Origin of the sequence: Paraburkholderia sp. NPDC080076, from assembly GCF_050281145.1 — a bacterium.
Classification (GTDB): Bacteria; Pseudomonadota; Gammaproteobacteria; order Burkholderiales; family Burkholderiaceae; genus Paraburkholderia.
In genome coordinates, this window is sequence record NZ_JBNNWQ010000011.1 from 121,814 (window position 1) to 145,840 (window position 24,027).

Genomic DNA, 24,027 nt, shown 5'->3' on the forward strand with positions numbered 1-24,027 from the left:
TGTTGCGTCCGACTTCAGCAATAACGGCTGCGCACGCGATACCGTCAGCGCATGCCGGCGTCGGGACACTCGCCGGCAAACGTGTCGCTGAACGCGCGTAACAGTGCGTCGGCACGTTGCATGTGGTCGCCTTTGCGATGCCTCAAATGTGCTATCGCATCTTCTACAACGCCGCGCTCACCAAGCTGAGTTGTATGCTCGAGGAGCAGCGCTTCACTGGAAACGATGTCGTTGAGTTTTCCTAGCTCGTCCTGCAATTGCGTGAGCTCTACGACGCCGATCTCGTTCCCGCTTTCGAGTAGAGGCGCGAAAAACTCCAGCAGATAGCGCATCTTTTTCCCTGCGATTCGGACTGCGTGGACCTCTGCGTATACGGCGTCGGGATTCCTAAGCACACGCTCCATCCGTTTTCGCAGCGCGCGCTTGGCCTTCGCAACACGGTTCGCGGCGAATACCGCAAGCGGTTCGTCAAACGAGCAGGCGTCGAGTTGCAGCATCACGCCCGCTATTCGTTGCGCGAGCATGGCTTCGACGTTTGCGGCGGCGATCGTTGCGCGACTGCGCAAAAGCGCTTCACCGCGCAAGAGGTCGACTCTTTCGATGAGCACCGCAAAAGAGTGCGGCGTCGGCGCGTCTTCCGCCAGTAAGTGTTTCAGGATATCCCAGTCACGCGTCTGCCCGGCGGAATCGGCGAGCGCCTTGAATTCGCGCCGCTGCCATCTTGCCTGCGATCTGTCGATAAGCGGATCGTAGGCCCACCACAGCGAACGCAGTCGACGCAGCGCAACACGTAGTTTGTGCAGACTTTCCGGGTCGGCACTGACGCACAGGGTGCCGATGCGTTGCGCCACCTGCGCGACCATTGGCGCGGCCAGCGTCGAAAACGCCACGGCCGGCGACATGTCCGGCGAAGCCGTGCCGGCGCGTTTGCCGGGATTATCCGAGGTCCGCTCTTGTGCAGATGCAGATGCGGTATCACGCGTATGAGGTGTGGAGTTCATCGGCTCGAGTTGCGTGAGTTCCCAAAGCGGACGGAAGTGAGGTGAACGTAAGGTACCGCGTGCCACGTCACTTAGCAAACTGCGACACCCATCCTACAACGTAAAAATTTCGAGGGCCATGCCGGCACTATGCTCGAAGCGAATTCCACGCGACTATCCAACGAACTTTCGCTTGAACGGAGAGGTTGGGCTGTCCAACATGGCGAATCGGAATGACGAGTCATTTCCATGCCGTGGTGATAGAGCGATTCAATTTGCCTCCTGACCTTCACCGTCCTGTAATGAGGAGAGTTAGTTTTTCAGCGCCGCGGTTGTCCTATTTTCAGTTGGCACACCGCAGCGCGACGACAAACCGGTGGAAATAGAAAGTTTAAAAGAGCCCGCCAGACAATAGTTTCTTCAGGCCACGCGTCGTTACCCGGCGAGCTTCACTTCATGAGCTTTGACAACAATTCCGAGTGAGGTCTTTCGTGAGCTATAGACAAACATTGTTGGCCGGTATGGCCGGCGCTTTATTGACGGTCGCCGCGCACAGCGCCGACATCACCGGCGCCGGCAGCACCTTCGCCGCGCCGATTTATACGAAATGGGCCAGCGCCTACCAGCGTGCGGGCGGCGGGACGGTAAGCTATCGCGGTGTCGGGTCGACGGAAGGGTTAAAGCAAATCATGGTCAGCCAGGTCGATTTCGCCGGGTCGGACGCACCGTTGAGCGACGGCGAGCTGGCGAAAAATGGCCTGCTCCAGTTTCCAACGGTGATCGGCGGTATCGTGCCGGTCATCAATCTGCCTGGTATCAAGCCCGGCGAACTGATTCTCTCCGGGCGTGTGCTGGGAGATATCTATTTGGGCAAAATCATCAGTTGGAATGCTCCGGCCATTGCCGCCATCAATCCCACGATCAAGCTGCCCGACACGCCTATCGCTGTGGTCCGTCGGCTCGACGGTTCAGGTACGACGCTGATCTGGACGCACTTTCTCGCGCAGGTCAGCCCTGAATGGAAGAGCAAAGTCGGCGAGGGGACTTCAGTGCGCTGGCCGCGCGGAATAGGCGGAAGAGGCAACGAAGGCGTGGCCACCTTCGTGCAGCATCTGCCCGGCGCGATCGGTTATGTTGCGTGGGATTTTACGAAGCAGAATCATATGTCGTACGCGGCCATGGATAATGCCTCGGGTGCCGTGGTTCAGCCTGGACCGGAAACATTCAAGGCCGCCGCCGCGAGTGCCGACTGGTCCAAATCGCTCTTTCCGATCTTGACCAACGAGTCGGGCGCGAACGCGTGGCCTGTCGTCGGCGCGACCTATATATTGGTTCACAGTACGCAGGCCAAACCGGAGCGCGGCGAGGAAACACTGAGGTTCCTCGACTGGGCGCTGACGAACGGCAACCAGGCGGCGGAGGACCTGGACTATATTCCGCTGCCGCCGGCGGTCGCGAGCGAGATTCGCACTCAATTGCACGCGAGGGTAAAGAATCCGTCGGGTAAAACCGTCGCGGGCCAATGACGAGAACTGACTCTTCGCTCAAGCGACCGCTTGCTGACGAGTCCGCGCCCACTGCGCAAGCGCGGCGCACGCCACCAGCAACGAGCCCGTGACGAAGAACACGGAATGCAGCCCGAGATGAACAGCGATCACGCCGCCGATAATCGGACCGACGACCTGTCCGCTGAATTGCGCCGACTGCAGGTAACCGAGCATCTGACCGGTCTTGTGCTCTTCCACCGCATGCCGGGCCAGTTTGGCAATCGCAGGCAGGAGACCGGCCAGCGTCATGCCCATCAGCGCGCGTAACCCCGCCAGTTGCCACCACGCGTGAACGAACGCTTGCGGAATCATCACCAGACCGGTCAACACCAGGCAAGCGACGATCACGTTCCAGCTGCCGATCCGATCGGCCAAGGCGCCGAGGCGCGCCGCCGTGAGCATGCTGCCGAACGCCGAACAGGCCATCACGATACCCGCCACGCGCGCCAGATGAAGCGACGGCACGCCGAGACTGCCGACATAAACCGTGATGACGGGCTCGATCGACATGTTGGCGAGCAGTACCATCATCGCAGTGACGAGCAACGCGGCGATCACCGGATAGTTGCTGCGATGCGTGCTCGCCGGTGCGTGCTCGGCGGGACGTCGGCTGGAATGCGTGGCCGGGTCGAAATCTTCCTTGACGACGAAAATCGTGAGCAACGCGGCCACCGCGATCATGGCGCCGCCGGCGAAGAACGTGCCGCGAATGCCGAGCCAGCCCGGCAAGAATCCGCCGACGAGCGGCCCGATCAGATTGCCGGCCAGCGCGCCCGTCGACAGCACGCCCAGCGCCCAGCCCGCGCGGTCCTTCGGCGCCTGTGTGCCGACCATCACCGTCGACGCCGACGAGTAGCCGCCCACCAGGCCCGCGAGCAAGCGCAGGGCGACGAGCTGATGCACGTTGTGCGCAATGCCGATCAAGGACATCACCACCGCCATGCCGACGGCCGCGCGCACCAGCATCGGCTTGCGGCCATAACGATCGGCAAGCCGTCCCCACACGGGCGCGGTGATCGCAGTTCCAAAAAACGTGGCGCCGAACGCGATTCCCGACCACTGGATGACGGCGGACTGCGACTGCACACCGAGTTGCTGGACGTAGATGGGCAAGAACGGCAGCAGCATGCTCAGGCTGACGAGCGTGGTGAACGAGCCGAATACGCACACGGCCAGATTGCGGCGCCAGTAACGCTCATGTCGCGCGGAATAATCGAGACTGCGCGTTGCCTGAGCGGACGGCAGTGAAACTTGTGGAGGGGTGTTCATATCGTCGTCCCGGCAAATGACTGCGAGCGTGACCGGCCCTCTGCTTCGGCAAGTTCGCTCACCAACGTGGCAACCAGCTCCGCCGCAGGCAATGCTCTCGCGAGCGGCGCGCCCTGGCCGGCCCATTGGACGGCAAATTCGGTGCTGCCCTTTGCGCGGGCCGCGGCGTTCAGCGCCTTGGCGGCGTCATATGCAATCGGATAGTCCGGCAGCGGCGGCGCGTCCGGCGAGTCGACGTCGGTAAAGAACCGGTTGCTCAGTCCACGTGCCGGGCGGCCGGAGATCGCGGCCGTCACGGCCGTCCGGTACGCGCGTTGGGTGGTCAGTGCGCTCCGGTAGGCGGCATCCGCGCCCGATTCGGGACACAGCACGAACGCGGTGCCCATCTGCACGGCGCGAGCGCCGAGGAGCAGTGCGCCGGCAATGCTTTGACCGTCCATGATGCCGCCCGCGGCGATGACCGGCAGCGTCGACTGTTTTGCGATCAGCCTGACCAGTGCCAGGGTGCCGATCATCGCGTCATCGTCCGGATTGAAAACGCCACGGTGACCGCCTGCTTCCGCACCTTGCGCGACGATCGCATCGAGTCCGGCCTGCTCGATCTGCATGGCCTCGTGCGGCGTGGTCGCGCAACCGAACAGCAGAATGCCGGCGCGATGCAGTTCATTGATCCATTCGCGCGATGGCAGCCCGAAATGGAAACTGACGATAGCGGGACGCTCTTCGATCAGCACTTGCAGCAGTGCCTCGTCGACTACAAAGCTCGTGTAAATCTCCTTGAGCGCAGCGGGTGTTCTGGCGCCGAACTCGGCGAACAGCGGCTGCAGATGCGCAAGCCAGGTCGCTTCGCGAAGCGGATCGCTGTACGCCGGCCGATGGCAGAACACATTGACATTGAACGGCTTGCTCGTGCGCGCGCGTGTCGCGACGATCAGTTCACGCGCTTGCTGCGCGGTGCTCGCACCCACGGCGATCGAGCCGAGCGCGCCGGCATTGGAAACCGCGGCGGCCAGTGCGGGCGTCGAGATGCCTGCCATCGGCGCCTGAATGATGGGATGTTGCACGCCAAGTGCTTGCAGAAAGCGGATATCGGAGGTCATGGGGTTCTCACAGTTCGAGTAGTGGATAGAAACGCCTGGAGCGGAGTGGCTAGGCTTGCTTCGAACCGAAGCGAAGCGCCGCGAACAGATCCACCGCCAGAGCAAGCGCCAAAGACGCCGCGCCGATCACGAACAGCGTCGCGTAGTTGCCGCCGTCGTGCGCGAACAGGAACGACAAGCCATACGCCGCGACGGCCTGCAAGACGGCGAAACTGGTGGTCGCCGCGCTCCAGGCGCCTTTCTGGGCAGCCGGATGATGGGCGAGCAATTCATTGACCCTGCCGAGCACGAGCGCGACGATGCCCGGCACGAACGCGCCGACTACGACGCTCGACACGATCAGTGCCGCAGGTCCCCGCACGACAGCCGGCAACGCGACCGCGACGATCTGCAGGAGATAGGCCACGCGCAGCGCCGGACCGAACCCGGTACGGTCAGCCAGATGACCACTCAGCAACGGGCCCACAATCGCGCCGAGTCCAAACAGCACCCAATATTGCGCGCCGGCATCGAGGCCCTTGCCGAGGCCGCGTGCCACGAAATCGACCAGAAAGATCATGTGCGGAACGAGCCCCACGGCGTTCAACGCATACTCGGTGTAGAGCGCGCGCATCGATGCAGCCGGATAAGACCGGCCATGCCCTCGGTGATGCGTCGTGTGCTGCACGGCGGATTCGCCTCGGCCGGGCCACCCGTTCCACGCGACGGCCGTCAGCGCGAGGGAGATCGCGGCAAGTCCCAGCCATGTTTGCATCAGACCCTGACGCAGCAGTATCGGCACGATCGTCCCGGAGGCCGCAATGCCAAGACCAATGCCGCTGAAGATCGCACCGCTCGCAAAGCCCTTGCGCGATGGGGTGACGTGCGCGAGGACGGTCGGCGCGGCCAGCACCATCAGCGCGCCGCCCGCCAGGCCGGATGCGAAGCGCCAGCCGAAGAACCAGAGAAACGAAACCGGAAACGCGCAGGCGACGAACGCGACGGTCACGAGCAGCATCATCGCGCGCAGAACGAACGTGGCGTCGAAACGCCGTGCCAGCCAACCGCCTGCGAGCGCGCCCGCCAGATAGCCGCCGAGATTGGCTGCACCGAGATAGGCAGCGGTCGACGCCGGAAACCAGTGCGCGCTGACGATCGCCGGCAATAACGGGGTATAAGCAAAGCGCGCGAGGCCGATACCGACAAGGCTCGCGCTGGCTCCTGCCAGCGTGCCGCGCCAGACATTGAACGCCGGCGGGATCGGTTCGTTGACGACTGCACGTTGCATCACTGCCTCCACTGTTCTGTTGCGTGCCGACTCGTCTTGCTGGCGGGCTCGACACGATAGGTACGAAGGTCACGGCTCGCAATGCCTCTCATGAGGATTGCAAACTGAATGCGGAATGCCTCGCAATGGGACGAGCGATGCCTGGAGCGCCGGCGCTGTGGCCGCCGTCCACGTGCAGGATGTTTGCCCGTTGCGAAGATTGCCGATTCGAGTCGAGCCCGGCGTCGGTCGCGTCAGTGAACTTGCCGGGACGGCCGACCGCTTGCGCTAGGTGATCTCGATGGGACTAAGTCTAGATTGAACCGATTGAAGAGAGAATCCACGCGGCACGGTAGACATTCTTCCGCGAAACGATTCAATTTCGCGTGGTAATCCGCTGGGATTGGGTGAAATGCTGGCGCAGGCGCGGCGCAGCGAAATCGACGAACGCGCGCACCTTGGGCACGGCGAGGCGTCCGTGCGGCGTCAGCAGGTGGACCGGCAGCGGAGCGGGCTCGTTGTCGCTCAGGACGATCTTGAGCGAGCCGTCCTTGACCTGTTCGGCGACGTGGTAGGAAAACATGCGAGTGACGCCATGTCCCGCGACCGCCGAGGCCACGGCTGCCTGAATACTGTTGACGATAAAGCGGGGCGTGAATTGCACGACGCGCGGAATCGTCGAGCCGTTCGGCGGCGGAAAGCTCCACGAATCCAGGCCGAAGTGGGTCATGGAGATGATCTGATGCTGGGCCAGATCGGCAGGTTCGGTGATTGGCGGGTGCTTCGCCAGGTAGCGAGGCGACGCGGCAACGACCCGCCGCACTTCGCCGACGGGGATCGCCACCAGCGTCGAATCGGGCAGATGGGCGATGCGCAACGCCAGATCCATCCCTTCGTCAATCAGGCTCACCGGGCGGTCGAGCATATTCAGGCGCACCGAGACCGCCGGATAGCGGTCGACGAATTCGTCGATGATCGGCTGCAGCATGTCCTGGCCGGCGGCCACCGGTGCGGTGATCGTGAGCAGCCCGCGCGGCGCGGAGCGCTCGCCGGCGATCAGCAGATCGGCCTCTTCGAGATCGGTGAGAATGCGCCGGCAGGCGGCGGCATATCGCTCGCCGGCTTCGCTCAGTTTGATCGTGCGTGTCGTGCGATGCAGCAGGGCCGTGCCGACATGTTCTTCCAGGAACGCAATGGCGCGGCTAACCGCGGCGGGCGAGCGGCCGAGCCGACGACTCGCGCCGGCCAGGCTCCCTTCGTCGAGCGTGGCGACGAACACCTTCATTGCGTCGATGCGGTCCATGTTGCCTGATCCGGTGTGATTGAAAACGCGATCTGGCAGAGTCTACAGCGACGGACGGCAAGACGACGGCGGGAACGGCGAAGGACTGGGGCGACGACGCGCTCACGCGCCGGCGGATGCCTCCAGTTCGGCAAGCCGCTTGCGCAGCAGGCGATCCTCCTGGAAGCGGCTGGTTTCGTCGCGGATCACTGCGACGATGCCGGTGAGTTCGTTTGTCGGCGAGTGCAGCAAGGCGACCGTGAAGGCAATCGACAGCGAGCGCCCGTCCTTGTGCACGGCGGGGACGCGCAGCACGTCGTTGCCATAGCGGGTTTCGCCTGTTGCCATGGTCTTCTGATAGCCGTCCCAATGGCGGCCGCGCAGACGTTCCGGGATGATCAGGTCCAGCGAGTTGCCGAGCGCCTCGCTTTGCGTGAAGCCGAACATGCGTTCAGCCGCGGGGTTCCAGAATGTGATGCTGCCGCGGGCGTCTGAAATGATGATCGCGTCGCCGATTGCGTTGGCAAGTTGCTGGAAGTCGATGGCGTGCTGCATGGCGCTCCCCCAATGTGAAAACACGAATGCTCAATAGAATACGGCGCCGCCAGGGACGCCGCATCGGCAAGGCCGGGCTTATACCCGGCCTTGCATAGCACCATTTAAACCGCTTTCACTTCGCGCAGGTTGAAAATGTCCTGCTTGCTGTAGCCGAGGCTCGCGAGCACTTCTTCCGTGTGTTCGCCCAGCAGCGGCGAGGCGGTGATTTCCGGCTTCATATCCGAAAACTTGATCGGGCTGCCGACGGTCAGATACGAGCCGCGTTTCTTGTGCGGCACTTCGACAATCGTGCCGCTCGCGCGCAGCGACGGATCGTTGGCCAGTTCCTTCATGGTCAGCACCGGTGCGCACGGAATGTCGAACTTGCGCAGGATGTCGACCGCTTCGAACTTGGTCTTGTCGGCAAGCCAGCCTTCGATCGTTTTGAAAATGTCGAAGATATGCGGTTGACGTGCTTCCGCCGTCTTATAGGCCGGGTCATCGATCCACTCGGGCTTGCCGAGCGCTTTGCAGATCGGTTCCCACGCGTGACCCTGGATCGTGAAGTAGATGTAAGCGTTCGGATCCGTTTCCCAGCCCTTGCACTTGAGCACCCAACCCGGCTGGCCGCCGCCGCCCGCATTGCCGCCGCGCGGCACCACATCGCTGAATTCGCCGTGCGGATACTGCGGATATTCCTCGAGGTAGCCGACACGCTCCAGCCGCTGCTGGTCGCGCAGTTTCACGCGGCACAGGTTGAGCACGCTGTCCTGCATCGACACGGCGACCTTTTGGCCCTTGCCGGTTTTGTCGCGTCCCAGCAATGCAGTCAGAATGCCGATGGCCAGATGCATGCCGGTGTTGCTATCGCCGAGCGCCGCCGCGCTGATGGTCGGCGGGCCGTCCCAGAAGCCGGTGGTGGAGGCCGCGCCGCCTGCGCATTGCGCAACGTTTTCGTAGACCTTCAGGTCGTCGTAGTGGTGGCCGTCGCTGAAGCCCTTCACCGAGGCGACGATCATCTTCGGGTTGAGTTCGTTCAGCCGTTCCCACGAAAAGCCCATCCGGTCCAACGCGCCCGGGCCGAAATTCTCGACCAGCACATCCGATTCGCGGATCAGCTTTTCGAGCACCTCTTTGCCTTCGGGTTTTTTCGTGTCCAGCGTGAGCGACTTCTTGTTGCTGTTGAGCATCGTGAAGTACAGCGCGTCCGCATCGGGGATATCGCGTAACTGATTGCGCGTCACGTCGCCGGAACCCGGCCGTTCAACCTTGATGACGTCCGCGCCGAACCAGGCGAGCAACTGCGTGCATGCGGGGCCCGCCTGAACGTGCGTGAAGTCGATGATCCTGATGCCTTCGAGAGGTTTGCTCATGTTGAAATCTCCGTGGTTGCCCAGACTACTTTTTCATTGCCGCGCTTTGCGGATTCAAATTGGTCAGTCGGCCGCTTTCGGTGCCGGCCGCTTCGTCGATGACGGCATTGATCAGGCTCGGCTTGCCCGAAGCGATCGATTCGAGCAGCGCCTTCGTCAACTCTTCGGGCGTGGTCGCGTGATAGCCGATGCCGCCGAATGCCTCGATCATCTTGTCGTAGCGCGCGTTCTTCACGAACACGGTCGGCGCGACGTCCTTGCCGCCAGTCGGGTTCACGTCGGTGCCGCGATACACGCCGTTGTTGTTGAAGACGATCGTGCAGACCGGCAGGTCGTATCGGCAGATGGTTTCGAGTTCCATGCCGCTGAAGCCAAACGCGCTGTCGCCTTCGATCGCTACAACCGGTTTGCCGCTCGTCACCGCCGCGCCGATCGCGAAGCCCATGCCGATGCCCATGATTCCCCACGTGCCCGAATCGAAGCGCTTGCGCGGCTCGTACATGTCGATGATGCTGCGCGCGTAGTCGAGCGTGTTCGCGCCTTCATTGACGACGTTGATGTCCGGGCGCGTCTTCAGCACGTCACGGATCGCGCGCAACGCGCTGTGGAAATTCATCGGCGACGGATTCTTGTCGAGCGTCGCGGCCATCTTGGCGAGGTTCTTGTTCTTGCGCTCGGCGATCGCGCCGGTCCACTCGGCGCTCGGCTTCGTGTAGCTCGCATCGATGCCTTCGCGCAGTGCCGCCACGCACGAGCCGATATCGCCGATCACCGGCGCGGCAATCGCGACGTTGCTGTCGATTTCCGTCGGCGAGATGTCGATCTGGACGAACTTCTTCGGCTCGGCGCCCCACGTCTTGCCCTTGCCGTGCGAGAGCAGCCAGTTCAGACGCGCGCCGATCAACACGACGACATCGGCTTCCTGCAGCACGAACGAACGAGCCGCCGACGCCGATTGCTCGTGCGTATCGGGCAGCAGGCCCTTGGCCATCGACATCGGCAGATACGGAATGCCGCTTTGTTCGACGAACCCGCGAATCTCCGCGTCGGCCTGCGCGTACGCCGCGCCTTTGCCGAGCAGGATCAGCGGACGCTTGGCGCTCTTCAGCACATCGATTGCGCGCTTGACCGACTCCGGTGCGGGCAACTGACGCGGCGCGGCGTCGATCACGCGGACCAGCGATTGCTGCGCTTTCACGGCGTCCAGCGTTTGCGCGAGCAGCTTGGCAGGCAAGTCCAGATACACGCCGCCCGGGCGGCCCGACACCGCAGCCCGGATTGCCCGCGCCACGCCGATACCGATATCTTCCGCATGCAGCACGCGATACGCGGCCTTCGCGTACGGCTTGGCCGCATTCAACTGATCCATCTCTTCGTAGTCGCCCTGCTGCAGGTCGACGATTTCGCGCTCGCTCGAACCGCTGATCAGGATCATCGGGAAGCAGTTGGTGGTCGCGTTGGCGAGTGCGGTCAGTCCATTCAGAAAGCCGGGTGCCGACACCGTCAGGCAGATGCCCGGCTTCTTCGTCATGTAACCGGAAATGGCCGCCGCATTGCCTGCGTGCTGTTCATGGCGAAAGCCGATGAAACGCATGCCTTCGGCTTGGGCAAGCCGCGCCAGGTCGGTGATCGGGATGCCGACCAGGCCAAAGATGGTGTTGATGTCGTTCAGTTTCAGCGCGTCGATGACGAGATGGAATCCGTCGGTCGTCTCGGTCGCCTGTTGTGTCGACGTTTCTTCTGTTGTGGGCTGGTCGGCTTCTGCCATGACATCTCTCCTTGGTGGCGGGGCGTTGTGTGGTTTGTTGCGAGCGGTGCGCTCACGTGGTCAGTCAATCGGGCGTGCCGCCGGACGACGGCTGCAGCCTTGCCTCAGCGATGACCACGCTGGTCGGCGCGCCTGAGTTTTCGATCCAGCGCTTTCTCATGGGGGCGAGGATGAACTTTGCGGACACGGCTGCCGCGATCGACACCACGGCGGCCGAGATGAACACCGTGCTCCATCCGCCGTTCACCGACAGCACCGATGCAAGCGGTACCAGCATCGATGCCGTGCCCTTCGCGGTGTAAAGCGTTCCCGCGTTGGCTGCGGCGTACTTGCTGCCGAACGTGTCCGCGCAGGTCGCCGGGAAGATCGAGAAGATTTCGCCCCAGCACAGGAACACGGCGGCCGCGAAGAACATGAAGGCGTACGGGTTATGGCCGAACTGCATGAGTCCTAGCAGTGCGACGCCTTCGCCGAGAAAGATCATGAACATCGTGTTTTCCCGGCCGATGCGGTCCGACAGAAAGCCGCACAAGGGACGGGTGAAGCCGTTGCACAGGTTGTCGATAGACAGTGTCATCGTGAGGAGCGGCAGCGTGACGCCCATCAGATTCACAGGCAGCTTGGCAAAGCCGTATTCCTTCGCAATCGGCCCGAGCTGCGCGGTCGCGATGATGCCGCCGGCCGCGACGAATACGAACATCAGATACAGCACCCAGAAGAGCGGCGAACGGATCATCTCGCCTGGCGTGTAGTCGATCTTGCTAGCGACGATGCGTTTAGCGGCCACAGCGGTTGCGGGCGGCTTCGGCCGGATCAGCATGGTGGCGAGCAGGAGAATGCAGACGCCCTGGAAAATGCCGAAGAACATGAACGTGTGCTGGTAGCCGGAACGCTGGATCATGTCGGCGATCGGAATCACGGTGACGGCCGCGCCGGCGCCAAAACCTGCCGCGGTCAAACCAGCCGCGAGACCGCGCTTGTCCGGAAACCATTTGAGCGCCGTGCCGACGCAGGTGCCGTACACGCAGCCCGCGCCGATCCCGGCGATGACTGCCGCGACGTACAGCGCGGCGAGACTACTTGCATGCGCGTCGATGATCCAGCCGAGCGCCGCGCACAGCGAGCCGCCGATTACGACCGGGCGCGGCCCGAACTTATCGACGAGCCAGCCTTCGACGGGCACGAGCCAGGTTTCGGTGACGATGAAGATCGTGAACGCGGTCTGGATCGCCGCTTGTCCCCAATGGTGGGCGTTGTCCATCGGTACGACGAACAGCGTCCACGCATATTGCAGGTTCGCCACGAGTCCCATGCACACAATGCCGATCGCGAGTTGCACCCAGCGGTGATGCGTGAATGCAGTACGGCCTCTTTCCGATGCACTGGAATAGCCCATGTCTCCGTCTCCTGTATATTCCGTCGCGCTCAAGCGGCGCGTTGGACCTACGTGATCGAACCGCTTCATCGCCGCTAAGTTTGCGGGCAACGAGGCGCCAATGGTCGGCCAGAGGGAGCTGCACTAACGAAAACCCTTACCCGTCAAACGCAAAAACCGCCGGGTGAGAGGCAATAGGTCGTGCAGCGCGTCTGAGGGGATGCTGCGCGAGAACAGTAATAAGTAAAAGTTAAAACATTTTATGGTTTGCATTAGGTATTCCTAATGGATGGACTGTCGCCCTTAGCCATGGCTTGATTGAGGGCGACGCCCCACTGTTTAAGTGCGCGGATCTGGCTGCTGAGGCTACTTGGGGTAAACCAATATATAAACAAAGCACTATCGTTTTTCGAAAAAACTTTAACTATTGTTTATTCATGGGCTCTTCTACTCTTTGGTCATGCCACCTGCCTGATGGAGACGACCATGAACCCCTTGCAATTCGACGCTGGCGACAGCGCGCACCATGCCGAAATCCGGGCGCAGCTGTGCGCCTATAACGCCGCTTTCGACGAACTCGGCCTGCGCTTTCGTTGGGATGCGCAGACGCTGGCATTACTGGCCATGATCGAAGGCGAACAGGCGCAGATTGCCGCTTATATCGAAGCGCATCATGCGCACTTGTTAAAAGCCTATAGCGCTGAGTTTTTGAGCCAGGCCATTCTGGAGAAGAAACGTGCGCGTTATCCGGCGCCATTGCCGAGACGTGTCGAAAGCGCGCCACGTCAGAGTCGCGTGGTTCATCAGCCAGAGATGAGTAGCTGGCGCGAACGCGTTTCGTATGAGGTGGATCTGCCGGCGCTGGCAGGTGTGTAGATGCGGTGGACGGTATGCGCGAGAGCTTGCGCATGCGGCCGAGCTTTGTTGACGTTTATTGAGCCGAGTCGGGCCGTAGCGGTGCAGAAGGAACGACCGTTTCGATATGGCCTGTCTTTACATCGTAGACGAGGCCGGTGACCGAGCCACCCGTCTGGCGGGTCGCGCATTTGTCGACTTCATCGCGGCTGACTGCAAAAGGAGCCGCCGGACTTTGTTGCCGCGACCTGGGCCCGGCGTATGCGGAGGCGCAGTTTCGGAAGATCGGAGCGGGCGTGACAGCCGTCCGGTGCACTGCCATCAGCCTAATAGCGTCCTATAGCGGGGCCGATTGGTCAATAGAGAGGTGTGCTCTGTTGATCAATAACAACTCCCATCAGATACTCGAAGCATCGTCCCTACGCTCGCGGATCATGGCCACGCCGGCGGTGCGAGCGGACCGATTCTTCGCCGCCCACGTGGGACGGTTTAAAAAGTCGAGCGGGGCCGCCGTATTCTGATAGATGGCGTGCCGGCATGGTCCAGCAAATGGCGGGCGAGGCACGCGCGAGACTAGAGGAGGCCTGAAATGGCGCATGCGGATCTGGCGATACTTGGGGGCGTCGGGATTCTCGCGGTGGCCTGCCTGGTCGTGTGCGGTATTTACCTGTACTGGAGCAGCGACAGATACCGCGACCGGCAGCAGCGTTTGGAGACGCCAATCAGCGGGACCCAGGCGGCGGAGCAAAACGACGAACAGTTTTCGGAACCGGGGGCAACCATGGGCACGCAACTGAGCCATCGCTGCAAAACCTCGCTGTATCGGGCGGTATTCAACAACGCGCACGACGAAAGCATCGTGTTCCTGTTTGCCGGTGGCCGCGACGATGCGCGAAAGCGGGCGACCGGCGCGCTGGGTGCTATCCACGGCATTGCGGCCCATGAGGTGTCGCTGTCCAACCTCGCCTCGTTCGGCGAACTGGTCGACGTCGGCGTCAGCGAGGATGAGGAGTTGCGGATATTCGAAATGGCCTGGAAAGGTGCGGACGTCAGCGCCTGGGCCGAACACCCGCTTTTCCTGACCGACGATCCCAGTTTGATAGGCAAGTGGGCCGAACTGTACGCGGACCTTGCGCGGGAGTTGGCTGTCAGCGCAATCGACAGGGCGCGAGACTAACGAGCGGATCGGCTGTCACGGCTCGCCAATCGAAGACGGCCGCTTGGCCGTCCAAGATTGACTCGTGCCGCGCACCCCGTCAAAACGTGCCGGAGAACGCCTGTTGGACTTTGGCGGGATTGGTCGTACCGTTCGCGATCAGCAACTGGGTGAGCAAGCGCGCCTTTTGTGGATTCAGATCGAGCGAGACGACGAAACCGCGCTTGTCGTCCTCGACTTCCACGTTTCTGTTGACGAACCTCGACATCACGCGCGTCGAGCGGACAACCACGATGCCCTTTTTCGCCGCCCGGTCGAGGGCTGCCAGCGCCTCCTTGGATGCATCGCCATCGCCTTCGCCCGCCAGCACGATACCTTTGGCTCCATCGGCAATAGCGTGATCGATCTGCGCTCCGTCCATGTTGCTGTGCGCATAGACGATTTCCACACGCGGTAGACGGCCATTTGCCGGCAAGCCAAGGGTATCGCGTGTTGAGGCAAGAGCAGGCGCGGGCGCGACGAATCGAATGCTGGCCGGATCGACATAGCCGATCACACCCGCGTTCGGCGAGGCAAAAGTCTGCACGGCTGTCGTGTTGGCAGCCCAAACGCTGTTGCCGTACAAGGAACCAGCGCATACCAGAAGCACAGCGGCTAGCGTTGTGCTCGACTTACGCAGACAGGCAGCCTGTTGAAGGGTAGTCTTGATGTTCATGTCCAGTGTCCTATAAGGATTTAACAGCGCAAAGAAAGACGTCTCATGTCGACGTCATCAGGCAGTACTACTTTCTACAGGCGTCTACTGTGTTCGTTGGTATGTCGCGTTAGTCAGCGAATTTGACCGGGTGAGTGTTCCGATCGGGTAGTGGGCCGTTCCGCGGCCGCCGTTGCCAGGGCCACGCATTGCTGTGCCAGGATATCGGTCGGATCGACCAGACTGACGTGCATGCCGGTCGCGCCGACGAAACTCTTCTGCGGCAATAAAAGCGGCAACTCGGTGCATCCCAGGATGATCACTTCGACGCCTTCCGCAATGAGCCCGTCAATGGCGGCGCAGACATCGTTCAGGCACTGTCCGGTGGTAAATCCCGCCTTCACGCCTTCCTTGCCGTAGATCGCTTCCATCACCCGCGCCTGCAAATCCGCGCGAGGCACGATTTGCTGCAATCCTCCTGATTCAAGAGCCTTCTCGTAGACGCCGCTTGCGATCGTGCCCGAAGTTGCCAGCACGCCGACGGAACGAAGCAGCGGAAACGTCTCGCGGAGATGGCGGACCGTCACCGTCAACATATTGACGATTGGTATGCCGAGATACGGCTGAATGCGTTCAACAAATGCATGCGCGGTGTTACACGGAATAGCGATGAGGTCCGCGTCGCCCGACTCGAGCTTCTTGCAGGTCGCGTAAAGCGAAATAGTCGGGTCGGGCCCGTCACCGATCAGGTTTTCCGTGCGATCGGGAATCTCGGGATTCTGTTCAATCAGAAGCCTGATATGGTCCTGGTCGCGATTCGCCGGTGTGTTGCGTACGATCTTCTGCATGAAGTCCACGGTAGCCGCGGGCCCAACCCCACCCACCACGCCCACCTTGAAGATTGATTCGGGCGAACCGTAATCGCCCGCTATCACGTACTGCGCATAGGCAAGATTCGAATCGATCAGTGGCACTCGGAAAGCACCCATTTCCCCGGCCACGAGTGCGACCTCGGTCATGCCCGGCACAATGATATTGGCGCCTTGCGCAATGAGGTCCTCGCACGCCTCGCGCAGAAGCGCAACGGGCCGGCCGGACAGGTTTCCGCTCTTGACGCCGTTCGCGCCGTAGACCGCTTCGGTGATGAGGTCGACGCCGTCACGTGGACGGTGATGAATGATTTCAAATTCCGGTGCCGCGAAATACTTCTCAAACAATCCTTTTCGACGGGTGTAGTCCGAGGTCAGCACGCCGATTCGCCGCGCAGTGGGAAATTTTCTGCGAACATGGCTGCGCACGGCTTCGACCATGTCGACAATCTGCAGGGGCGAGTTAGCCTTCAACTCATCGATGAACGTATGACTGAGAAAGCACGGGAGTACGACGGTCGTCACGCCTCGCTTCTCGAAACTGCTCATCATGTCGAAGATGTACAGCTTGCGCTGAGTCGTCGCTTCGCTACCCGTGACCGCGCCGCCAAAGGGATGCTGTTCGAAGATGACGTCGACGTGTTCCGCATCGCTCGACGCGGGCGTCGATTTGACGAGCTTGAAAAAGACGTCGGCACTCGCCAGTGGGCCCAGTCCGCCCACCACGCCGAACTTCTTCCCGCTCAGCACGCTTGCGCTGATCATTTCGTCTCGCCTTGCAGTTGGCCCAAGGCAACGCCGTCACCATCGGCGAACTGCTTGACGGCCCGCTTCGCTTCCCACTTCGCAATAACGGCCGTCGCGATGCTGTTGCCAATCACGTTCGTGGCGGTTCGCCCCATATCGAGAATCTGATCGATAGCGAGGATCAGCACCACGCCGGACGGGGGCAGGTGAAACATCGGCGCAACAGCGGCGACCACCACCACGGAACCTCTTGCGACGCCGGCCATTCCCTTGCTGCTCAACATCAGGACCAGCAACATCATGATTTGCGCGCTGAGCGGCATGTCGATGCCGAACGCCTGCGCAATGAAAATCGCGGCAAACGCCTGGTACATCATCGAGCCATCGAGATTGAACGCGTAGCCAAGCGGCAACGTAAAGCCGACGACTTTCTTGTCGATACCGAACGCTTCGAGCTTCTCGGTCAGACGCGGATAAGCGGCCTCGCTGCTCGCAGTCGAGAAGGCGAGCATGGCGGGTTCCCGGACGGCTTTTAGCAATTTCCAGATCGACTTGCCCAGAAAGACATGACCGACGAGGATGAGGACGATCCACAGCGTGACAAGACCGAGATAGAAGCTGCCGACGAGCTTGCCGTACGTGGCCAGCACATCCAGGCCGTTCACCGTAATCGCGGATGCCAGGGCGCCGAAAACACCGATGGGAGCGAGCCGCATCACATAGTCGGTCAGCTTCAGCATGGTGGGTACGAGCGCATCGATGGCGGCGATCAGCGGTGTGACACGCGGGTCCTTTTTGATGGCGCTCAGGACGACGCCGAACAGGACCGAAAAGACGAGGATTTGCAGGATGTCATTTCGAGCCATCGCATCGATGATGCTGGAGGGAAACGCATGCGTGACGAAGTCCTTGAAGTTCAGACCCGCGGTGTTGAGGCCAGTGGCCACATCGGAACTGGTCTGCGTCATATGCAGTCCCGCGCCGGGTTGCAGCGCGTTCGCAAGGACGAGTCCGAGCGCGAGCGAGAACAGCGAGGCGCACACGAACCATCCCACCGACCTGAGCCCGATTCTGCGCACGTCGCCCGTCCCTTCCATGCCGGCGAGACCGGACACCAGCGTGGCGAAGACGAGCGGCGCGATGATCATCTTCACGAGCCGCAAGAAGATATCGGTGATGATCGAGAAGTAACCGGCGATGGTCTTCGCTTCCGCGGCACCGGCGGCGCTCCGGTGGCACACGTAGCCGACAATCACGCCGAGCGCCATGCCGACCACAATATAGAAAGTTAGGCGGTTTTTCATTTCCATCAGTCCGAGGGATGCGCACAAGGGTCAGACGTGACCGCAGTACGCTTGCAGGAGGCAAAAACGTCGTTAGCGACGCGACGTTTCTGTGTATGGACGGATGATAGAGATGATCGAAAAAGACTCGATGCGGGTCCTGCATGGGGATATGCGAAACTCGCATAACGCGGGATAACCCCTAATCGACCGCAGGTGACGCGGCGCGAAGGTGGCGCCAGAGCGTGTCGAGAAACTCATTGCGATTCGACGCATCACGGTAGGCGCGAAGTTCGACTTCAAGATTCCATGCGTCGCGTCCCGCGAGCACCAGCTCGCCCGAGTCGAGTTCGGTGACGATCGAGCTTTTGGGAAGCCACGCGACTCCTTCGCCTTCCAGGACCAGTTTCTTGAGGACCTCCGCCATATCGGACTCGTAGTGAGGCCGCAAAGCCGGCGTCGTGTCGACCCGGCTCAAAAGCAGTGCAAGGCAGCGGCCGAAATAGCTGGTTTCTGTATACGAAATCAACGGCAATGGACGGGCCGCTGTTCCCGGCAACCGGAAGATGGGCGCACCACGCGGATTTGGCCGGCAGACTGGCAGCAGTACATCGACGCCGACGGTGACATGCTCATACCTGATCGGGTCGAGATGAAGGGGAAGTTCCGGGTGATGATAGGCGAACATCAGTTCGCAGTTGCCGTTCACGAGCATCAGAATGGAGTCGTGGACATTAGTGGGTATCACGCGGGCACGGACCTCACCGAAACGTGCCGTCAGCGCCTTCAACCAGGCGGGCAGGAAACTCAGCGCGATCGTATGGCCCGCTGCAATCTGCAAGCCTTTGCCGGCCATGCGTTGATCGATGCGAATGATGGCTCGCGTATCGAACAGCTTGCCCAATATGTCGACCGCCGCCTCACGAAACAGTTGCCCGGCTGGCGTCAGCGTCGGAGGGAAACTGCTGCGGTCGATCAGGTCCGCGCCCACCCACTGCTCAAGTGACTGAATGCGCCTGCTGAACCCTGACTGCGTGACATTGCGGAACTCCGCCGCGCGCGAGAAGCTTTGATACTGGGAGAGTGCGATGAAGTCCTCGATCCACTTGATTTCCATGTCGGAACCGTTTTGTGTGTAATAGGGAGCGCGTGTTTCGAAGTGAGTGTGTGATTCTACGCTGGCAGATGTGTCCGATAAGTCATGAGGCACATGCGGAAAATCCTGGCGCTGAATTGATATGGAATCCTTTAATTGACGACGGTCGTACTCCCCGTAACTGCTTCATGTCGTCCGCCTCTCTCGAGAGCGTGCATGACAACCCGGCAACGCCAACTGCAACAGCGCACGCTTTTTGCTTGAATGGAGTGCTTATCGGGAGAGCGACGCGCGGTTAAGCCGCAAAGCGGCCGCAGCTCTCCGGCTGGTTAGGGAGACGCTGCGATGCATGGAATAAATGACAAGGTACGCGCTGCAATTTTTGCCGTGGCGATCTCACTGCTCGCGGCGTGTGGCGGGCACGGAGGCGGCTCGAACAATAGCGGCAGCGCAGCCACACCGGCAGGCGGCATCAATCTGCAAATCGTCTCGTTCGGCGACAGTCTTTCCGACGTCGGCACCTACGCGCCGCTCGCAAGCGCGGTCGGCGGCGGGCGTTTCACGACGAATCCCGGACAAGTGTGGACTCAGAACGTCGCGCAGTACTACGGCGACACGCTAAAGGCCGCATACACGATCGACATTACGCATAAGCTCACTGCGCAGGGCGGCCTCGGTTATGCGGAAGGCGGTGCCACGGTAGCGACGCCGGCAAACCAATCCGATTTTCTGACTGCGGTGATCGGCAACGTCGAAATGCCTGTCAATCAGCAGGTTTCGAGCTATCTGGCCGCGCACAGCAGCTTTAACGCCAATCAACTGGTGCTCGTCTGGGCGGGCGCGAACGACGTGCTTCGCGCCGGGCCGCTGCCGGCTGCGGCGCCGACCGTGCAGACGGCGGCCAACACCCTCGCTCAGATAATCGGGCAGATCGTCCAGAACGGCGGTGTGCACGTCGTGGTTGTCAATCTTCCGAATGTCGGACTCTCGCCGGACGGCATCACGTCGTCCGATGGCGGGGCCAACTTGACCCAGTTATCGCAACTGTTCAACGATACCCTGAACACCGCGTTGCAGACCGGTGGCCTGCAAGCGAAAGTCATCCAGATCGATGCCTATACGTGGTTGAACGGGATCATCGCGAACTTTCAGGCCAATGGCTTCACCGTGTCGAACACGGCACAGGCCTGCGACCCCAAGAAAACGCCCAATAATACGTCCTTGCTGTGCTCGCCGCCTACGTACGTGAGCTCTAACGCGGACCAAACGTACATGTTCGCCGACGACCTTCATCCGACGACACATTTGCATTCACTGTTCGCCCAGTTCGTGGAGCAGCAACTCGCCAAGAGCGGTCTGGGTCACTGAGTTCGGGAGCTTGTGTACGGCGCCTGGAAAAAAAGCCGATCAGGTCGATATCGTCTTCGCGCGCGCACGAGACGCACACGCCGATTACATGACGTTCAGCCGCGAGTCGAGTAAGCTTGGGAGCATCGTACCCGCTTACTTCCGCGCGCCGCAGTAGCGGCTTCCGCGTAGAGTGACGGCCCCTGGCGAGGAGCGCCGCATGCTGACGCTGTATTCGTATCCCGACCTGTTTGGCGTCGCCGACAACAATCCCTTCGGTCTCAAGGTATTCGCGTTCATGCGTCTGTGCGGGATGGATTTCGAGCATCGTCACATCCTCGACACGAGCGTTGCACCGCGCGGACAGTTACCGTATCTGGTCGATGGCGAAGAAACGATTGGCGATAGCGACCGGATCATCGCGCATTTGAAGCGTCGATACGATCCAGGCATCGACCACGCGCTCTCGCCGGGGCAATTGAATCTCGACTTTCTGGTCCGGCGAACGCTCGACGACCTGTACTGGCCGATGAGCTTTTCACGCTGGCGCGACGACCGCTTCTGGCCGTCTTTCCGCGACGCCATTCTCGCAACGCACGCAGACGTGAGCGCGAGCGATCTCGAAGTCGCGCGCGAATACAACCGGTTGCGGTATCACTATCAAGGCATTGGCCGCTATGAGCCGGAGCAGGTCTATGCGAGAGGTATCGACGATCTGCGTGTCGTGGCGGATCTGCTCGGCGACGACGGATTTGTTTTTGGACCCGAGCCTGCCACCGTCGACGCGGCGATCTATGGCTTTGTCGCCAATATCTACTTCTACGAGATCGACACGCCGCTGAAACAGTACGTGCTCTCGCGTCCCGCGCTCGTTCGTCATTGCGAGGCCATTCATGAGCGGATCAACATCGAGCTACGTGTGCGGGTATCCCCTTGAGGTGGGCGAATGGGCAACTCGGCAAAATGGTCGATTAAGGTTTATTGATTCGCTGGAGCGCTTACATACGGCACCGACATGTTTCATCGGCAATGCGTTGCCGCCGTAGAACGCATCGGGAGCGAGAGACAATGGACACTCAACCGGTCGAAACCGACTACCTCGTCATCGGCGCGGGCGCGACTGCCATGGCCTTCGTCGATACGCTGCTCAGCGAGACCGATGCCCACGTGGTGATGGTCGACAGACACCATCGTCCCGGCGGTCACTGGAACGACGCTTATCCATTCGTGGGTCTGCACCAGCCGTCCGCCTTCTACGGCGTGAACTCGCGCGAGCTGAGCACCTGGACCAAAGACGAGACTGGCCTGAACATAGGCATGTACGAGTTGGCGAGCGGCGCGGAAGTGCTGAGCCATTTCGACCAGGTGATGCGGCAGCGCTTCTTGCCCTCGGGCCGCGTTCAATGGTTTCCAATGAGCGAATACAGCGCGGGCGTCGGCGGCACGCATCACTTCAAGTCGTTGATGAATGGCGACGAGCGGCAAGTCGTTGCGCGCAGGAAACTCGTGAACGCCACTCATGCGCGGACAGAAGTGCCGTCGACGCATCCTCCCAAGTACACGGTTGCAGCAGACGTGAATTGCATTCCGTTGAACCGGCTACCCGACATACAAGGTCCGCATGCCTGCTATACGGTGGTCGGTTCCGGTAAAACCGGAATGGATGCCTGCCTCTGGCTGCTGCAAAACGGAGTGGCGCCGTCACGTATCCGCTGGATCATGCCGCGCGATGCGTGGCTGCTGGACCGCGCCAACACGCAGCCCGGCGCGGAGAATCTGGAGCGGACGATCGGCAGCACCATCGGTCAGTTCGAAGCCATTGCCGAGGCGACTTCGATCCCCGATCTATTTGCCAGGCTGGAGCAGCGCGGCCTGCTCGTGCGCATCGACAAGACAGTCGAACCCAGCATGTACCGATGCGCCATCATTTCTCAAGCGGAATTGGAACAACTCCGGCGCATTGAAGACATCGTGCGCCTCGGTCATCTGCAATCGGTGCAGTCGACGCAGATCACGCTCGATGGAGGCTCGCTACCTGCCGATCCCGATACGCTCTACATCGACTGTTCCGCCCGCGCGATCCAGATGCCGCCCGCGCTGCCTATATTCGACGGCGACCAGATCAATCTGCTGATGGTGCGCTGGTGCCAACCGGTGTTCAGCGCCGCGCTGATTGCGTATGTCGAGAGCCATGTCGCGGATCCGGCCGAGCAGAACGCGCTGTGCCGCCTCGTGCCCAGCCCCGAGCATCCGATCGACTGGCTACGCATGTGGGCGGTGACCCTTGCCAACATGACGAGCTGGCGGCAGAACGCGGGTTTGAACGCCTGGCTGTCGCAATGCCGGCTGAACAGCCAGAACGCGATCATGCGTGGCATGCGGCCCGACGACACCGCCAAGCTCGCCTTGTTGCAGGAGAGCGGGGCCAAGGCCGCAGCGGCCGCCGCCAGGCTGCCAGCGTTGCTTGCTACTCTAAACTGACCTCATGGAGCAGACCTTGGACGAACTTCGCCTCGAGACGCTGCAGGTGGGAGCACTGCGCATGCGTGTAGCCAGCGAGGGCAGCGGTCCGCTTGTGCTGCTATGTCATGGCTTTCCGGAGTCCTGGTACTCCTGGCGACACCAGTTGGCGGCGCTCTCCGCCGCGGGGTTCCGTGCCGTCGCGCCGGATATGCGCGGCTATGGCGGCACCGATGCGCCGCCGGATGCGGAGTCGTACACCATGCTGCATCTCGTCGGCGACATGGTCGAACTCGTCAACGTGTTGGGTGAGAGCGAGGCGGTGATCGTCGGCCATGATTGGGGTGCGCCGGTGGCCTGGAACGCGGCGATGATGCGGCCGGATCTGTTCCGTGCCGTTGTCGGCATGAGCGTGCCGTTTTATCCGCCTGCGCGGGAGGATTTGCTCAGTGCACTGGATCGTCAAGGAATACGAACATTCTATATGCAGTATTTTCAGACGCCCGGTGTGGCCGAGAGCGAGTTCGAGGCCGACCCCGAAGCCGCGATTCGACGGATCACGTTCAGCATGTCGGGCGATGGACCCGAGCGCGTCGTGGCAGGGATACTGGCGCCCGGTGCAGGTTTTCTCGACAGCACGGTTGACCCCGAGACGCTGCCAGGCTGGCTGAGCAGCGAAGAGATCGCCTATGTGGCAGGCGAGTTCGCGCGCACGGGCTTTAGAGGCGGACTGAACTGGTACCGTGGCATTCGACGCTCGTCGGAACTGATGGCCGCATGGCGAGGGGCCGTGATCCGGCAGCCTTCGATGTTCGTGGCGGGTGCGAGAGACGATGTTCTCAAGTTTCCGGGCTCGCAGGCTCGCATCGAGAATCTGACGCGCGTGCTGCCCGGATTGCGTGGTTCCCATATTCTCGATGGAGCGGGCCACTGGATTCAGCGCGAACGGTCGGCCGAAGTGAACGACCTGCTAGTTGCGTTCTTGAGAGGACTGTAAATCGGCATGGTCCCAGAGAATTGCTGCCGGGTTGGCCAGCGCTCTC

General features: G+C 61.4%; 19 protein-coding genes and 1 pseudogene. 7 read left to right on the forward strand and 13 right to left on the reverse strand.

Translation table 11 applies throughout. The annotated features are described in order from the left end of the window. Positions 1–44: 44 nt before the first annotated feature. Entirely contained in the window at positions 45–902 is an 858-nt protein-coding gene (locus ACQKRQ_RS33755; RefSeq protein WP_427481767.1) for a CHAD domain-containing protein, read from the reverse strand. 599 nt (positions 903–1,501) lie between these two features. On the opposite strand from ACQKRQ_RS33755, the gene pstS reads away from it, so the two are divergent. Beyond that, positions 1,502–2,506 carry a phosphate ABC transporter substrate-binding protein PstS gene (gene pstS, locus ACQKRQ_RS33760; RefSeq protein WP_427481971.1) on the forward strand — a complete coding sequence of 335 codons (1,005 nt, stop codon included), beginning with the start codon at positions 1,502–1,504 and terminating at the stop codon, positions 2,504–2,506. An 18-nt stretch (positions 2,507–2,524) separates the two neighbouring features. Here the strand turns inward: pstS and ACQKRQ_RS33765 are convergent, their stop codons facing one another. From ACQKRQ_RS33765 to oxlT, 8 genes are all read right to left on the reverse strand, one after another. Continuing rightward, positions 2,525–3,796 carry an MFS transporter gene (locus ACQKRQ_RS33765; RefSeq protein WP_427481769.1) on the reverse strand — a complete coding sequence of 424 codons (1,272 nt, stop codon included), beginning with the start codon at positions 3,794–3,796 and terminating at the stop codon, positions 2,525–2,527. Continuing rightward, positions 3,793–4,896: an NAD(P)H-dependent flavin oxidoreductase gene (locus ACQKRQ_RS33770; protein ID WP_427481771.1), complete on the reverse strand. Its 1,104-nt coding sequence runs from the start codon at positions 4,894–4,896 to the stop codon at positions 3,793–3,795. Before ACQKRQ_RS33770 ends, ACQKRQ_RS33765 begins: the two co-directional genes overlap by 4 nt. 49 nt (positions 4,897–4,945) lie before the next feature. Further along, entirely contained in the window at positions 4,946–6,163 is a 1,218-nt protein-coding gene (locus ACQKRQ_RS33775) for a YbfB/YjiJ family MFS transporter (RefSeq protein ID WP_427481773.1), read from the reverse strand. A gap of 355 nt (positions 6,164–6,518) precedes the next feature. Continuing rightward, positions 6,519–7,445 carry a LysR family transcriptional regulator gene (locus tag ACQKRQ_RS33780; RefSeq protein ID WP_132383799.1) on the reverse strand — a complete coding sequence of 309 codons (927 nt, stop codon included), beginning with the start codon at positions 7,443–7,445 and terminating at the stop codon, positions 6,519–6,521. Between the two features lie 102 nt (positions 7,446–7,547). Next, complete coding sequence (locus tag ACQKRQ_RS33785) at positions 7,548–7,979, reverse strand: PAS domain-containing protein (RefSeq protein ID WP_132383800.1); 432 nt, start codon at positions 7,977–7,979, stop codon at positions 7,548–7,550. Between the two features lie 104 nt (positions 7,980–8,083). Next, positions 8,084–9,334: a formyl-CoA transferase gene (gene frc, locus ACQKRQ_RS33790; RefSeq protein ID WP_132383802.1), complete on the reverse strand. Its 1,251-nt coding sequence runs from the start codon at positions 9,332–9,334 to the stop codon at positions 8,084–8,086. A 25-nt stretch (positions 9,335–9,359) separates the two neighbouring features. Next, positions 9,360–11,102 carry an oxalyl-CoA decarboxylase gene (gene oxc / locus ACQKRQ_RS33795; RefSeq protein ID WP_427481776.1) on the reverse strand — a complete coding sequence of 581 codons (1,743 nt, stop codon included), beginning with the start codon at positions 11,100–11,102 and terminating at the stop codon, positions 9,360–9,362. A 64-nt stretch (positions 11,103–11,166) separates the two neighbouring features. Beyond that, positions 11,167–12,498 carry an oxalate/formate MFS antiporter gene (gene oxlT, locus ACQKRQ_RS33800; protein WP_408431357.1) on the reverse strand — a complete coding sequence of 444 codons (1,332 nt, stop codon included), beginning with the start codon at positions 12,496–12,498 and terminating at the stop codon, positions 11,167–11,169. Between the two features lie 465 nt (positions 12,499–12,963). Between oxlT and ACQKRQ_RS33805 the strand changes: the two genes are divergently transcribed. Beyond that, positions 12,964–13,353 (forward strand): hypothetical protein, encoded by a 390-nt coding sequence (locus tag ACQKRQ_RS33805; protein ID WP_132383808.1) that lies wholly within the window; start codon positions 12,964–12,966, stop codon positions 13,351–13,353. Between the two features lie 568 nt (positions 13,354–13,921). Next, positions 13,922–14,509, forward strand: a complete 588-nt coding sequence (locus tag ACQKRQ_RS33810) for a hypothetical protein (RefSeq protein WP_408178533.1) — start codon at positions 13,922–13,924, stop codon at positions 14,507–14,509. Positions 14,510–14,588: 79 nt separating this feature from the next. On the opposite strand, the pseudogene ansB reads toward ACQKRQ_RS33810, so the two are convergent. From ansB to ACQKRQ_RS33830, 4 genes and pseudogenes are all read right to left on the reverse strand, one after another. Continuing rightward, positions 14,589–15,086: pseudogene (ansB, locus tag ACQKRQ_RS33815) on the reverse strand (L-asparaginase 2); the annotation flags it as partial. A 230-nt stretch (positions 15,087–15,316) separates the two neighbouring features. Continuing rightward, positions 15,317–16,816, reverse strand: a complete 1,500-nt coding sequence (locus ACQKRQ_RS33820; protein WP_427481778.1) for an aspartate/glutamate racemase family protein — start codon at positions 16,814–16,816, stop codon at positions 15,317–15,319. Beyond that, entirely contained in the window at positions 16,813–18,102 is a 1,290-nt protein-coding gene (locus tag ACQKRQ_RS33825; protein ID WP_427481780.1) for a dicarboxylate/amino acid:cation symporter, read from the reverse strand. Before ACQKRQ_RS33825 ends, ACQKRQ_RS33820 begins: the two co-directional genes overlap by 4 nt. Positions 18,103–18,283: 181 nt before the next feature. Beyond that, on the reverse strand, positions 18,284–19,198 hold the full coding sequence (locus tag ACQKRQ_RS33830; protein ID WP_427481782.1) for a LysR substrate-binding domain-containing protein: 915 nt from the start codon (positions 19,196–19,198) through the stop codon (positions 18,284–18,286). 324 nt (positions 19,199–19,522) lie between these two features. Between ACQKRQ_RS33830 and ACQKRQ_RS33835 the strand changes: the two genes are divergently transcribed. The 4 genes from ACQKRQ_RS33835 (at position 19,523) to ACQKRQ_RS33850 (ending at position 23,981) form a co-directional block, all read left to right on the forward strand. Then, positions 19,523–20,545, forward strand: coding sequence for an SGNH/GDSL hydrolase family protein (locus tag ACQKRQ_RS33835; RefSeq protein ID WP_427481784.1), 1,023 nt, complete (start codon positions 19,523–19,525; stop codon positions 20,543–20,545). A gap of 199 nt (positions 20,546–20,744) precedes the next feature. Further along, on the forward strand, positions 20,745–21,461 hold the full coding sequence (locus ACQKRQ_RS33840) for a glutathione S-transferase C-terminal domain-containing protein (RefSeq protein WP_427481786.1): 717 nt from the start codon (positions 20,745–20,747) through the stop codon (positions 21,459–21,461). A 131-nt stretch (positions 21,462–21,592) separates the two neighbouring features. Further along, entirely contained in the window at positions 21,593–23,005 is a 1,413-nt protein-coding gene (locus ACQKRQ_RS33845; protein ID WP_427481788.1) for an NAD(P)-binding protein, read from the forward strand. Positions 23,006–23,066: 61 nt separating this feature from the next. Next, on the forward strand, positions 23,067–23,981 hold the full coding sequence (locus tag ACQKRQ_RS33850; RefSeq protein WP_427481973.1) for an alpha/beta fold hydrolase: 915 nt from the start codon (positions 23,067–23,069) through the stop codon (positions 23,979–23,981). Positions 23,982–24,027: the final 46 nt, after the last annotated feature.

Excerpts from the sequence above, each read along its gene's own strand:
- ACQKRQ_RS33785 (WP_132383800.1), bottom strand. The coding sequence starts at position 7,979 with ATGCAGCACGCCATCGACTTCCAGCAACTTGCCAACGCAATCGGCGAC.
- ACQKRQ_RS33765 (WP_427481769.1), bottom strand. The coding sequence starts at position 3,796 with ATGAACACCCCTCCACAAGTTTCACTGCCGTCCGCTCAGGCAACGCGC.
- ACQKRQ_RS33780 (WP_132383799.1), bottom strand. The coding sequence starts at position 7,445 with ATGGACCGCATCGACGCAATGAAGGTGTTCGTCGCCACGCTCGACGAA.
- pstS (WP_427481971.1), top strand. The coding sequence starts at position 1,502 with ATGGCCGGCGCTTTATTGACGGTCGCCGCGCACAGCGCCGACATCACC.
- ACQKRQ_RS33770 (WP_427481771.1), bottom strand. The coding sequence starts at position 4,896 with ATGACCTCCGATATCCGCTTTCTGCAAGCACTTGGCGTGCAACATCCC.
- frc (WP_132383802.1), bottom strand. The coding sequence starts at position 9,334 with ATGAGCAAACCTCTCGAAGGCATCAGGATCATCGACTTCACGCACGTT.
- ACQKRQ_RS33850 (WP_427481973.1), top strand. The coding sequence starts at position 23,067 with ATGCGTGTAGCCAGCGAGGGCAGCGGTCCGCTTGTGCTGCTATGTCAT.
- ACQKRQ_RS33830 (WP_427481782.1), bottom strand. The coding sequence starts at position 19,198 with ATGGAAATCAAGTGGATCGAGGACTTCATCGCACTCTCCCAGTATCAA.
- ACQKRQ_RS33775 (WP_427481773.1), bottom strand. The coding sequence starts at position 6,163 with ATGCAACGTGCAGTCGTCAACGAACCGATCCCGCCGGCGTTCAATGTC.
- ACQKRQ_RS33825 (WP_427481780.1), bottom strand. The coding sequence starts at position 18,102 with ATGAAAAACCGCCTAACTTTCTATATTGTGGTCGGCATGGCGCTCGGC.
- ACQKRQ_RS33755 (WP_427481767.1), bottom strand. The coding sequence starts at position 902 with ATGTCGCCGGCCGTGGCGTTTTCGACGCTGGCCGCGCCAATGGTCGCG.
- ACQKRQ_RS33835 (WP_427481784.1), top strand. The coding sequence starts at position 19,523 with ATGCATGGAATAAATGACAAGGTACGCGCTGCAATTTTTGCCGTGGCG.
- oxc (WP_427481776.1), bottom strand. The coding sequence starts at position 11,102 with ATGGCAGAAGCCGACCAGCCCACAACAGAAGAAACGTCGACACAACAG.
- ACQKRQ_RS33840 (WP_427481786.1), top strand. The coding sequence starts at position 20,745 with ATGCTGACGCTGTATTCGTATCCCGACCTGTTTGGCGTCGCCGACAAC.
- ACQKRQ_RS33810 (WP_408178533.1), top strand. The coding sequence starts at position 13,922 with ATGGCGCATGCGGATCTGGCGATACTTGGGGGCGTCGGGATTCTCGCG.
- oxlT (WP_408431357.1), bottom strand. The coding sequence starts at position 12,498 with ATGGGCTATTCCAGTGCATCGGAAAGAGGCCGTACTGCATTCACGCAT.
- ACQKRQ_RS33845 (WP_427481788.1), top strand. The coding sequence starts at position 21,593 with ATGGACACTCAACCGGTCGAAACCGACTACCTCGTCATCGGCGCGGGC.
- ACQKRQ_RS33805 (WP_132383808.1), top strand. The coding sequence starts at position 12,964 with ATGAACCCCTTGCAATTCGACGCTGGCGACAGCGCGCACCATGCCGAA.
- ACQKRQ_RS33820 (WP_427481778.1), bottom strand. The coding sequence starts at position 16,816 with ATGATCAGCGCAAGCGTGCTGAGCGGGAAGAAGTTCGGCGTGGTGGGC.